Consider the following 11,778-nt stretch of genomic DNA (forward strand, 5'->3'; position numbering starts at 1 on the left):
CCGTAGAAGTGCTGAGTGTTTATATAATGGGCGACGGAACAGCTACTGCCTGTAATGGTATGTTTTATGATGATGGAGGAGCAGAAGAGAATTATTCAGATGGTGCAAATTACAGCATGACATTTTTCCCGGCAGAAACAGGTAATATGTTGCAATTTAACTTCATTGATTTTTCTGTAGAAGATATGAGTGGCCTCGACTGTTATGATGAACTTACTGTTTATGATGGAGAAGATACCAATGCACCGCTCATAGGCACTTTTTGTGACAATAATCCGGCTGAGATTATAACTGCTTCAAATACCTCAGGCGCACTTACTTTTGTATTTGAATCTGACGGATATGTTACCCAATCCGGGTGGGTTGCTGAATTTTCGTGTGTGAGTGAAGCCCGCACTGTTACATTCAGTGTAACAGACAGTTCAGGTCCTATTCAGGGAGCTGAGATTTTTGTGGCAGATGATACATTGATCACCGATGCTTCTGGCGAGGCATCAATTTCATTGTCTGATGGTACTTATGATTTTGTTGTAACCCTGGATGATATGTCTTCTTTTGAAGACTCGTTCACAGTTGCAGGAGAAGATTTAGCTATCGAAGTTATGGCACCTTTCCCATTAACTTACATGGTAACTTTCCATGTAACAGCCGATGGCGTTCCAATGGAGGGGGCTACAGTAACATGCCCGGCGGGAACGATGAGTACAAATCAAAATGGCGATGCAGCAGCACAAATGACAGTGGGTACGCATAATTATACGGTTAGCCTTCAGGGATACCCCGATGCAGAGGGGACCGTTGAAATTACTGATGGACCAAAAACTGTAAATGTGGATATGCTTGGTCTTAGTGAACTTTCAGTTGAAAATATTGAAATTTATCCGAATCCTAATAAAGGGGTTTTCCTCATCAGGGTCGATGGTACTTTCATATTAGATGTTTTAAATGCTATGGGCAAAGTTGTGCATTCAACTCAAATCATAAATGAAAGCACCATTAATCTTAAAGATGCCGGAAGCGGATTGTATTTCATTCGATTACATAATGAAAAAACATTGGGAATAAAGCGGTTAATAATTAGTAAATAGTAGACTTTTTAGTGAATTGGAAAAGTGGGGACCCATGGGGGTTCCCCTTTTTTTGCTTAAAATTAGTTACCTCTCAGACTTTTTCTAAAATCTGGAATTCAAAATCAAAAGCGTGATACGAATCTTTTGGATGATAATGACTGTAGATTATGTTCCAGTCATTTAAATTGTAGGAAGGGAAAAAAGTATCACCATCGATTTCTGCATTTATCTGCGTTAAATAAAGTCTGTCTGCATAGGGAAGGGCTGCTTCGTATATTTTGCCACCACCTACCACCATCAGCTCTTTTTCATCTAAGGTTTCCGCTTTTTGTATACCTTCTTTTATGCTGTGGGCTACTTGAGCCGATTGAGTGTTATAGTTCTTTTTGCTTGTAACAACTATGGTTTTATTATTCTTAAGCTCTTGTTGTGGTTCTTCAAATGTTTTTCGGCCCATTAACAAATAATGGCCCTCAATACGTTCTTTTAGCCATTTAAGATCATCTGGCAGGTTCCAGGGCACTTCTCCATTTTTACCAATAACCAGGTTTTGGCTCATGGCAGCTATTAAAGATACTTTCATGTGAATTTATTTGCTATTGCAAGATAATCAATGAAAAAGTTTGAATCAAAAAAAAACCGGTTCATCAGAAACCGGCTTTCTTATAAATATTAAAATTAGCCTCCAAAATCGTCGTATGCAATATTTTCTTGCGGCACACCTAAATCGATTAGCATTTTTGTTGCAGCATCGTTCATCATGGGAGGACCGCAGAGATAATATTCGAGTTCTTCGGGTTCATCGTGTTTCGACAGATAATTGTCATAAATCACCTGGTGAATAAATCCGGTATCGCCATCCCAGTTATCCTCTGGCAGAGGCTCTGAAAGCGCAATGGTAAAATCGAAATTGGGAAAATTCTTTTCAATTTTTCTAAACTCTTCTGCGTAGAATACCTCCTTTTTTGAACGAGCTCCATACCAGAAAGTAACTTTACGGTCGGTTTTAACTGTTTTAAACAAGTGGAACAGGTGTGAGCGCATTGGCGCCATTCCAGCACCACCGCCAATGAACATCATTTCTCTTTGTGTGTCTTTCAGGAAAAATTCTCCGTAGGGCCCACTAATGGTGATTTTATCTCCCGGTTTAAGCGAAAAAATGTAAGATGAGCAAACCCCGGGGTTAACATTTTTAAACTGACCTTTCACACGGTCAAATGGAGGTGTGGCAATACGAATATTGAGCATCACGATATTGCCTTCTGCCGGGTGGTTTGCCATTGAGTATGCTCGGAATTGCGGTTCGGGATTTTTCATTTTCAGGTCGAAAAGTCCCATTTTTTCCCAATCTTCGCGGAATGGTTCTTCCACTTCAACGTCTTTGGCAAAATCTACCTCAACTTTAGGCACATCAATTTGAATATAACCACCACTCTTGAAATCGAGGTTTTCACCTTCAGGCAGTTTAACCACAAACTCTTTAATAAATGTAGCCACGTTTTTATTGGAAACAACTTCGCATTCCCATTTTTTAATGCCCATTACCTCTTTCGGCACGTGCATCTTTATATCATCTTTAACTTTAATCTGGCAGCCCAGACGCCAATTATCCTGAATTTCTTTACGCGTAAAGAACCCGGTTTCTGTAGGTAAGATGGTCCCTGCACCTGACTCAACCTGGCATTTACACATTCCGCATGTTCCACCACCACCGCAGGCAGAGGGCAGGAATAACCCATTGCTGCTCAATGTCGATAGCAGGGTGCCGCCTGGATCTGTCTCAAACTCTTTTTCGCCATCGTTAATATCGATTTCGACCTTACCCTGAGGCGTTAGTTTCTTCTTGGCAAATAGCAAAATCGACACAAGCATCATGATGATGATCAGGAAGACAGCAACGCTTATTTCTATAACTGTTATATTTGATGTTAACCAAATCATGTTTGTCGCTTTTTATCTGATTATAATTTAATTCCCATAAAACTCATAAAGGCGATACCCATTAAACCTGTTATTATAAAGGTAATACCGAGTCCTCGCAAGGGTGCTGGAACATTAGAGTATCTGATTTTTTCACGTATTGCTGCAATTCCCACGATAGCAAGTAACCATCCAACACCTGATCCAAGTCCGAAAACTGAAGCCTCAGCAATATTATTGTATGCTCGTTCCTGCATGAATAATGAACCACCCAGTATAGAACAGTTCACTGCAATTAGTGGCAAGAATATACCAAGTGAGGCATATAGCGTGGGTGCAAACTTATCTATTACCATTTCTACCAGCTGTACCATAGAGGCAATAACTGCAATAAAAATGATAAAACTCAGAAAGCCCAGGTCCACATCAGCGAGGCTGGGAGAGAGCCATGTCAGTGCGCCTTCCTGAAGCAGGTAGTTTTCAATCAGGTAGTTCACCGGTACGGTTATACCTAATACAAATACTACAGCCAGTCCAAGTCCCATTGAGGTCTTAACAGTCTTCGATACGGCCAGGTACGAACACATACCCAGGAAGTAAGCGAAGATCATGTTGTCTATAAATATTGACTTTACAAATATGTCTAATAAATTTTCCATTTCAGCTGATTTTCAGTGTTTAACTTACGTCAATCAAGTCTTTGTTTCTGCTTCGTTGTATCCAGATGATAATTCCAACTGTAATAAGGGCCATTGGGGGTAATATAAACATTCCGTTGTTCACATAAACACCTCCGGCTTCGGCATACCAACTATCTGGAATTACCTGATAACCCCATAGTGTACCTGAGCCAAAGAGCTCACGTACAAAACCTACTACTACTAGAATTACACCATATCCGGCAGCATTTCCTATACCATCTAAAAATGAGGGCCATACTTTGTTGCCTAATGCAAAAGCTTCAAGCCTTCCCATAATAATACAGTTCGTAATAATAAGTCCTACGAATACTGATAATTGCTTGCTAACGTCGTAAACGAATGCTTTAAGTACCTGGTCTACCAGAATTACTAAAGCAGCAATTACCACAAGCTGCACGATGATTCGTATGCGGTTTGGTACTGTTTTACGAAGTAAAGATATTATGACGTTTGCTGCAGCCATTACAGCAACTACAGAGAGTGCCATAACCACTGATGGTTTGAGTTTCACTGTAACAGCGAGCGCCGAACAGATACCAAGCACCTGTACAGTAATCGGATTGTCCTGTCCAAGTGGATTGGTTATTAGGCGTCTGTTTTTGGGTGAAAATAGAGGTTCTCTATCGCTCATTGTTCTTTATTTTTGATGTTGTTTAAAATAAGTTACATAGCTTCCCAGATTATCTTCCAGCATAGCGTCCAATCCATTACTGGTAATTGTACCTCCAGAAATGGCATCTACAGCATGCGGATCATCATCAGGAGCTCCACCTTTAACCACATCGACTGATACAAATTCATTGTCTTTATTAAAAAGCTTTTTTCCAACAAATTGCTGTTCAAATTCAGTGGTGTTAATTTCTGCTCCTAGACCGGGAGTTTCGCTTTTATGGTCAAAACTGGCTCCTACAATTGTATTATAATCATTTTTGAGTGCCACATAGCCCCAAATTGGGCCCCATAGACCTTTTCCCCTTACAGGTATGATAAAGTTCTTTGTTCCATCGTCCTGTTTACTTACAAAAACTGGTAATTTGCGTGATTCAACAGGTTTATCAAGCTCTTTTTTCAAATCAACGGTGAAGGCTTCTCCTTTTACTTTTTCGCCTTTGGAATTTACAACATAGCTATCAACGATGTATTTATCATACAAACTTTCGATGTAGCTGTTTTTGTTTTCCTGCTCATCGGCATCAAGTCCAAGGCTTACAGAGCTTAGAATGCTCTTTTTCTTCTCTACCTCCACGTTTTTATCCTGCATTGGTTTGAGTGACATCGCTGCAAAAGATAAAAGTGCAGCTACAACCACAACCATAATCGCAGCATAAAGAAATGTATATGTATTACTTTGCGTATTCATGTGTATCTAAGTTTAAGCGTTGGCACTTACATTAGCTCTTTTCATACGTTTCTTAATATTGCCTTGTACCACATAGTAATCAATGAGTGGTGCAAAAACATTCATAAACAGGATGGCAAGCATAACACCTTCCGGGTAGGCCGGATTAACCACCCTGATAAGAATAGCCAGGAAGCCAATTAAGAATCCGTAAATGTATTTTCCTTTTGTCGTTTGCGATGCCGATACAGGATCTGTAGCCATAAATACAATACCAAAAGCAAATCCACCCATAATTAGGTGTTGCCACCAGGGAATTTCCATAAATGGATTCACTGCAAAAGTATTAAGCAGAAGTCCCATAACAGCACCTCCTATGGTCGCAGATAGCATAATACGCCAGCTTCCAATACCTGTAAAAAGTAAAATAAACGCACCTAATAATATAGCAATAACTGATGTTTCACCAATTGACCCTGGAATAAAACCGATTAACATGTCCATGGCTGAATGGGCTTGTGGTTCTCCTAATGCCCCCAATGCAAGTGGTGTTGCACCTGAGAAGGCATCTGCTTTTTCGGCAATCCAAACCTGGTCTCCTGACATATAACTCGGATATGCAAAGAATAGAAATGCACGGGCCATTAAAGCGGGGTTAAAAATATTCATTCCGGTTCCCCCAAATACTTCTTTTCCAATAATAACAGCAAATGCTGTGGAAACAGCTACCATCCATAAAGGCACTGTTACGGGCATTACAAGGGGGATAAGCATTCCGGAAACCAAAAAGCCTTCATTGATTTGGTGCCCTCTAACTTGTGCGAAAATAAATTCAATTCCAAGTCCAACCACATAGGATACAATTACTATGGGCAGAACTTTTAGAAAACCGAACCAGAAAATATCGAAAAAGCCTTGATCTGCAAGTGCTCCGACTGATTCAAAATGCTGGTATCCTGCGTTATACATACCAAAAAGTAGTGCTGGTATTAGTGCCAGTACTACCGTACCCATGGTCCGTTTTAGGTCTATCACATCATGTATGTGCACGCCATTTTTGGATGTAGTATTTGGTACGTATAAAAATGTTTCAAATCCGTCAAAAACAGAGTGGAGCTTTTCAAATCGGCCTCCCTTCTCGAATTGAGGTTTGATTTTATCTAAAAATCTTCTTAGTGGTTTCATTCTGTTAATTTTTAAAGTACTTACTCTGGTTTTTCCATAAGTTCGTACACTAGCTTTCAATAATATAAATTATCGACAACTATTCAAATTCACTACATTGTTTCTTTTATCATAAGGTCAATACCTTTGCGCAAAATGTTTTGTACTTCTATTTTCGATGTACATACATATTCACACAGGGCCATATCTTCTTCTACAACTTCAAAGATCCCTAGTTGTTCCATCTCATCAATGTCTTCTATCATGATGGCTTTGAGTAATTGTACTGGCATAACATCCATAGGGAAAACCTTTTCATACTCACCAGTTACAACAAAAGCACGTTCGTCGCCATGTAAATTGGCTGATATTTCGTACTTTTTCCCGGGCATTAACCAGGAGAAATAAGCTTTGCTGGCAGAGAATTGGTTAAATCTGGGTGCTGCCCATCCAAAAAATTCATACTCATCACCTTCCGGAATAACAGTGACTTGCGAATCGTAAAACCCAAGAAAACCGGTTCTTAGAATTTGCAGGCCTGTAAGCGGGTTTCCGCTGATATAACGAAGTTTTTCACTTGTACCGCTTTCTTTTAAACATGGTAGTAATTCTGTACCTATGCGTGCTTTGCAATACCCTCTTTTAGGGGCATGCGAACCAGTTAATGCCACTACGCGCTCAAAATTTACTTCTCCTTTTTCGAAGAGTTTACCAATCATGGCTACGTTTTGAGGATGCACTGTCCATACTTTTTCACCTTTTGCCAAAGGTTTGGTGTGGTGAATTTGTATACCTACATTACCTGCAGGGTGGGGGCCTGAAAAATATGTTTTTTGCACACCGGGCGTCTCTTCAAAAAAACCCGGATTACCAGCTTTCAGTCCCAGGAAAACCTCACCATCTGTAAGTTTAGAAAGAATTTTTATGCCATTGAAAAAATCATCTTTTTCATTGGCCATGGCAAAGTCAAGATCTGGTGCCAGTGGGCCTGTTTCAAAAGAAGAAATAAATACGTCGCGTGGTTTGTCTTCTGGATTGGCCACGATGCCATATGGTCTCATTTCAATGTAAGGCCATAAACCGGATTCAAGTAAAAGCTGAATAATCTCATCATGTGTGTATTCTTCCAGCTTTTTTGTTTGGTGCTTTATTACTTCTCTTGGATCACTGGTTTCTATAACCACTTCCAAAATCCGCCTTCTTTCACCACGGTTTACATCAACCACTTTTCCTCCAACAGGAGCAACAAGCACAATATCATTGTTCTTTTTGTCGAACATGACCACATCGCCTGCTTTTACTTCAGTATCCTGCTTGGCCTTAAGCTTGAGATCAAGTCCTTTGAAGTCTGGTGGCTTAATAGCAAACCTTCCGGTCTCAGGCATGTCTCTTAGTTCTTTTGGGGCTTCTCCTTTTAAGGGAATATCAAGCCCTTTTTTAATTTTAACAACTTTTGACATGTCGTTTTTCCATTTAATTTATAGCTAATGTGTACAAAGGTAATATTTTTGTAATTTAATGATGTGTAATTTTTGATTGATATACATATTGAAATAGTATGATATAAATCAATTTTGACTTTTAAAACGTTTAAACATCGCTACTTATGGTTTGTTCATTAAATTCTAATAGAAATTTACGTTTGTGTTTCTTGTTAATTTTTGCATTTCTCTTTTCTGGATTTCAGTCAGCTTTGGCTCAAAGTATTAGGCCAGATTCAAGTTTGTTAAATAATATTGAAAATAAGTATGTACACAATTCAAATTTTGTGTTTCACCCCGATATTCGCAGTGTAAAACTAACAAATCCGGGGTGGGAGTTAAGTTATCCCGTCTTGAAACTTAATTCAGGTCAACAATTGAAACTGACATTTGATGAGTTAAGCCCTGAAAGCAATACTTATTATTATACGATTGAACATATGAACAGTGACTGGACAGAGCGTGATGCCATATTTACTGAGTATGCAACAGGATTTGAAGAAAATGAAATCAGAAATTATGAATCATCGTATAGTGCTATTGAACCTTATACACATTATGAATTGCTAATTCCAAATGATGATATTCAGTTCAAAATTTCAGGGAACTATTTGATTAGTGTATACGATGGCAATAAGGAAAATTTATTGTTTACCAGAAGGTTTGTTGCTTATGAGCAAAAAACCATAGTTGAAGGAGAGGTTCGAAGAGCTATGTCTGAAAATTATGGCAGTACAAGTCATAAAATACCCTTTTCAGTTTATATGAGGGACTTACAGGTAAATGATCCTTACACTGAGATAGAAGTGAAAGTGCTGCCAAACAATAACTGGCATAAGGCTCATGAAAACTATAAACCGCTATTTATAAAAGGTGAACAGCTTGTTTATGAAAGCAGACCCGCCAATGTTTTCAAAGCCGGAAATGAATATCGTACATTTCTGACAAAAGATCTAAGTTATGAAGCTATAATGGTAGAAAGTATCGAAAGAATTAATTATGATTATCATGTAAAGCTGCGCATGGACAAACCCCGGCGTTATTTACAATATGAGCATCATCAGGATTTAAATGGTATGTTTTATATTGATAAAAGTAACAGCATGACTCCAAATCTGGATGCTGATTATGTAAATGTGTATTTTACACTTGATGTGGAAACGCCTATTTTAACCGGGCAGGTATTTGTTTTTGGTGAACTAACCAACTATACGTTTTCTTCACGCAATGTCATGAGTTACAATCCCCGAAAGAAACAATACGAATTGCGACTTAAACTGAAACAAGGCTATTACGATTATCAATATGTGGTGTTGGAAAGACATAAAGATAATGCACCCGATTTTAGCTATGTTGAGGGAGATAAATGGCAAACAAATAATGATTATTTGATCTATGTGTATCACAAAGATTTATATAAAGGGTATGCAAAAGTAGTCGGGTTTAAAACCCTACGAACAACTTTTTAATTTTATATGGAATGGATTATCAACAAATATTGGAATCAATAACTGAAGAGGTTAAGCCACTTGTCACAAAAGGGAAGGTTGCTGATTATATTCCTGCACTGGCTAAGGTTGATATTAATCAGTTTGCCATGTCGGTAATTACAATAGATGGGGCTGAATTTCATACAGGCGATACAAATGTGAAATTCAGTATTCAGAGTATTTCCAAGGTTTTTACTTTTGCTTTGGCTTTTCGTGAACTTCAGGATAGAATCTGGTCAAGGGTTGGTCGTGAACCTTCAGGTAATCCCTTCAATTCATTAATTCAGTTAGAAAAAGAAAACGGAATACCCCGCAATCCATTTATCAATGCTGGTGCTTTGGTTATTACCGATATGCTTTTTGATATTGCCACCAATCCACGTAATAAATTATTAGAGGCCATTCAGCATTTGTCAGGCGGAGAAAATATTAGTTTTAATAAGCAAATTTCCGAATCAGAAAGGGCCAATGGGTTTAGAAATGCAGCGCTGGCTAATTTTTTAAAAAGCCATCAGAATATTAAACATGATATTGAGGAGGTGCTTAATCTTTATTTTTGCCATTGCTCAATTGAAATGAATACCCGGGAACTTGCCAAATCTTTCCTTTTCTTAGCCAATGGAGGAGTAAATCCTCAAGATGAGCATCGGATTTTGACGCTAAGTCAGTCGAAAAGGTTAAATGCCATGATGACCACCTGCGGATCGTACGACGAAGCAGGGGATTTTGCCTTTAGGGTTGGGTTGCCGGGTAAAAGCGGCGTAGGTGGGGGAATTGCTGCTGTTATTCCTGGCAAACTGGCTGTAGCAGTATGGAGTCCGGGATTAAATGCTAAAGGCAATTCGCTCGCAGGTATAAAGGCTTTGGAGCTTTTTACCACAAAAACAGGGGTATCGGTTTTTTAGTATAGTGAAAAAAGAAAAATTATTTTTTTCGGGTTTATAGCACGATAATTAACAACATGTGTTATTGGTACTATATGTTTTTTTATTTTTTTAATTATAACCAATTGAACTACTCATACTTGTGCTGAATAAGCAAAACGAAGTAACTGATATTAACAAATCCTAAACAAAAAAGATTTCTTTATTTCATTTAAATAAGCTTCTTTTGAAGCTTTAATTTTTATTAATTTTTTAAAAAACACTTTGTTATGAAGACAGGAATTACCCTGAGGCTTATTCTGGGCCTTAAAATGATGATTTTATGTGCCTACGTTTCTATGGCACAAACAGCAACACCGCCAACTTTAGGAGATGGCTCAGAAGCTAATCCTTATCAAATTGAATCGCTCGATAACTTATACTGGTTATCACAGGATACCACACTGTGGGAATTACATTATGAGCAGGTTGCAAATATTGATGCATCCACAACGGAAACATGGGACGATGGTGCAGGTTTTTCACCAATAGGAAATAATGATAAAGAGTTTTCTGGTTCGTATAATGGTGGTGGCTATGTAATTTTAAATCTTACTATTAACAGGGGCGCAGTTGGTAATATCGGATTTTTTGGCCGTGTAAACGAGGGCCAAATAGATTCGGTTGGTTTGAGCAATGTAAATATCACTGGTGCAGTGAATGTTGGTGGTTTGATTGGATATTTACCAGCTGGTTCAGTCTCTTATTGTTTTTCTACCGGTACTGTAACCAGTGTCACACCTGCCGACTATTCTGCTGCAGGAGGATTAATTGGAAATTGCAAAGATACACTTGAATTTAGTTATTCAGAGGCTGATGTAACTTCAAGTAACCAAATTGGAGGTGGTTTAGTCGGTGTGAATCATAGCTTAATTTCAAATTGCTATGCGCGTGGAAGTGTATATGCAATTCATTATGGAGCTGGTTTAGTCGGCAATAACCATGCAGAAGTGATTAATAGTTATAGCACAGGAGAAAGTACGGCTGGTGGCTTGATTGGAACAGGGGGAATAGAATATTATAGTTTCTGGGATACAGTCTCTTCAGGAAATTTAAATAGTAGTGGAGGTATTCCATCTAATACCTCTGAAATGACTGCAATGGCTTTATATGCAGATGAAGGATGGGACTTTGTCGGAGAGACTGAAAATGGAACCGATGATCATTGGGATATAACACCTGAAATAAACAATGGTTATCCGCATTTATCTTTAATTGGTGACAAACAAGCTCCTGAAATAACTTCTCTACCTGAAAATATAATAGAGCCTTCAAGTAATTGCGAAGCAACGCTTTCAGATTATACAGATCAGGTAATAGCAAGCGATAATATTACTGCCGATGAAGATATAATTATTGAACAATACCCACCTGCAGGAACACCATTTACTACAGTTGCTGAAGTTAAATTTTATGTGACAGACGAATTCGGAAACACTGGAATATATTCTATTGATGTGGCTGCAGAAGATTTAGAGGCACCGGTTATTACTTCATCTTTACCTGATATTAACATTGCTGCAAACGGTGATTGTGATATTGAAGTGGCAGATTATCGAGAAAATAGTATTGAAGTTACCGATAATTGTGCTACAGAATTTACTTTTGAGCAAAGTCCTGCACCGGGGACTATTATTTCAGCAGAAACAGCTGAAATAACGGTATATGCATTAGACCATAACGGAAATGC

11 protein-coding genes are annotated in these 11,778 nt (G+C 38.5%); 4 read left to right on the forward strand and 7 right to left on the reverse strand.

Translation table 11 applies throughout. From position 1 onward, the window contains the following. Window positions 1-1,088, forward strand: a 1,088-nt coding sequence (locus tag VJ937_RS07100; RefSeq protein ID WP_324066203.1) for a T9SS type A sorting domain-containing protein, incomplete at its 5' end; no start/stop codon positions are given. 73 nt (window positions 1,089-1,161) lie between these two features. Here VJ937_RS07100 and VJ937_RS07105 read toward each other — a convergent pair. The 7 genes from VJ937_RS07105 to VJ937_RS07135 all read right to left on the reverse strand — a co-directional run bounded on the left by VJ937_RS07105 (window position 1,162) and on the right by VJ937_RS07135 (window position 7,654). After that, a complete protein-coding gene (locus VJ937_RS07105; protein WP_324066204.1) occupies window positions 1,162-1,653 on the reverse strand; it encodes a dihydrofolate reductase in 492 nt (163 codons plus the stop codon). Between the two features lie 95 nt (window positions 1,654-1,748). After that, complete coding sequence (nqrF, locus tag VJ937_RS07110) at window positions 1,749-3,011, reverse strand: NADH:ubiquinone reductase (Na(+)-transporting) subunit F (RefSeq protein WP_324066205.1); 1,263 nt, start codon at window positions 3,009-3,011, stop codon at window positions 1,749-1,751. Window positions 3,012-3,031: 20 nt separating this feature from the next. Continuing rightward, window positions 3,032-3,649, reverse strand: coding sequence for an NADH:ubiquinone reductase (Na(+)-transporting) subunit E (gene nqrE / locus VJ937_RS07115; protein WP_324066206.1), 618 nt, complete (start codon window positions 3,647-3,649; stop codon window positions 3,032-3,034). 19 nt (window positions 3,650-3,668) lie between these two features. Next, window positions 3,669-4,322, reverse strand: coding sequence for an NADH:ubiquinone reductase (Na(+)-transporting) subunit D (locus VJ937_RS07120; protein WP_324066207.1), 654 nt, complete (start codon window positions 4,320-4,322; stop codon window positions 3,669-3,671). Window positions 4,323-4,328: 6 nt separating this feature from the next. After that, the gene (gene nqrC, locus VJ937_RS07125) at window positions 4,329-5,051 is read right to left on the reverse strand and encodes an NADH:ubiquinone reductase (Na(+)-transporting) subunit C (protein WP_324066208.1); all 723 of its coding nucleotides are present in this window, start codon (window positions 5,049-5,051) and stop codon (window positions 4,329-4,331) included. Between the two features lie 12 nt (window positions 5,052-5,063). Continuing rightward, complete coding sequence (locus tag VJ937_RS07130; protein WP_324066209.1) at window positions 5,064-6,215, reverse strand: NADH:ubiquinone reductase (Na(+)-transporting) subunit B; 1,152 nt, start codon at window positions 6,213-6,215, stop codon at window positions 5,064-5,066. Between the two features lie 92 nt (window positions 6,216-6,307). Continuing rightward, entirely contained in the window at window positions 6,308-7,654 is a 1,347-nt protein-coding gene (locus tag VJ937_RS07135) for a Na(+)-translocating NADH-quinone reductase subunit A (RefSeq protein ID WP_324066210.1), read from the reverse strand. A gap of 146 nt (window positions 7,655-7,800) precedes the next feature. Between VJ937_RS07135 and VJ937_RS07140 the strand changes: the two genes are divergently transcribed. The 3 genes from VJ937_RS07140 to VJ937_RS07150 all read left to right on the forward strand — a co-directional run. Continuing rightward, window positions 7,801-9,144 (forward strand): DUF5103 domain-containing protein, encoded by a 1,344-nt coding sequence (locus VJ937_RS07140; protein WP_324066211.1) that lies wholly within the window; start codon window positions 7,801-7,803, stop codon window positions 9,142-9,144. Window positions 9,145-9,155: 11 nt separating this feature from the next. Continuing rightward, complete coding sequence (locus VJ937_RS07145; protein WP_324066212.1) at window positions 9,156-10,070, forward strand: glutaminase; 915 nt, start codon at window positions 9,156-9,158, stop codon at window positions 10,068-10,070. A 248-nt stretch (window positions 10,071-10,318) separates the two neighbouring features. Next, window positions 10,319-11,778: GLUG motif-containing protein (locus VJ937_RS07150; RefSeq protein ID WP_324066213.1), on the forward strand; the 1,460-nt coding region annotated here is incomplete at its 3' end.

This window comes from Salinivirga sp. (genome assembly GCF_035268865.1).
GTDB lineage: Bacteria > Bacteroidota > Bacteroidia > Bacteroidales > Salinivirgaceae > Salinivirga.

Coding starts and splice junctions, on each gene's coding strand:
- VJ937_RS07105 (WP_324066204.1), bottom strand. CDS start 1,653: ATGAAAGTATCTTTAATAGCTGCCATGAGCCAAAACCTGGTTATTGGT.
- nqrF (WP_324066205.1), bottom strand. CDS start 3,011: ATGATTTGGTTAACATCAAATATAACAGTTATAGAAATAAGCGTTGCT.
- nqrE (WP_324066206.1), bottom strand. CDS start 3,649: ATGGAAAATTTATTAGACATATTTGTAAAGTCAATATTTATAGACAAC.
- VJ937_RS07120 (WP_324066207.1), bottom strand. CDS start 4,322: ATGAGCGATAGAGAACCTCTATTTTCACCCAAAAACAGACGCCTAATA.
- nqrC (WP_324066208.1), bottom strand. CDS start 5,051: ATGAATACGCAAAGTAATACATATACATTTCTTTATGCTGCGATTATG.
- VJ937_RS07130 (WP_324066209.1), bottom strand. CDS start 6,215: ATGAAACCACTAAGAAGATTTTTAGATAAAATCAAACCTCAATTCGAG.
- VJ937_RS07135 (WP_324066210.1), bottom strand. CDS start 7,654: ATGTCAAAAGTTGTTAAAATTAAAAAAGGGCTTGATATTCCCTTAAAA.
- VJ937_RS07140 (WP_324066211.1), top strand. CDS start 7,801: ATGGTTTGTTCATTAAATTCTAATAGAAATTTACGTTTGTGTTTCTTG.
- VJ937_RS07145 (WP_324066212.1), top strand. CDS start 9,156: ATGGATTATCAACAAATATTGGAATCAATAACTGAAGAGGTTAAGCCA.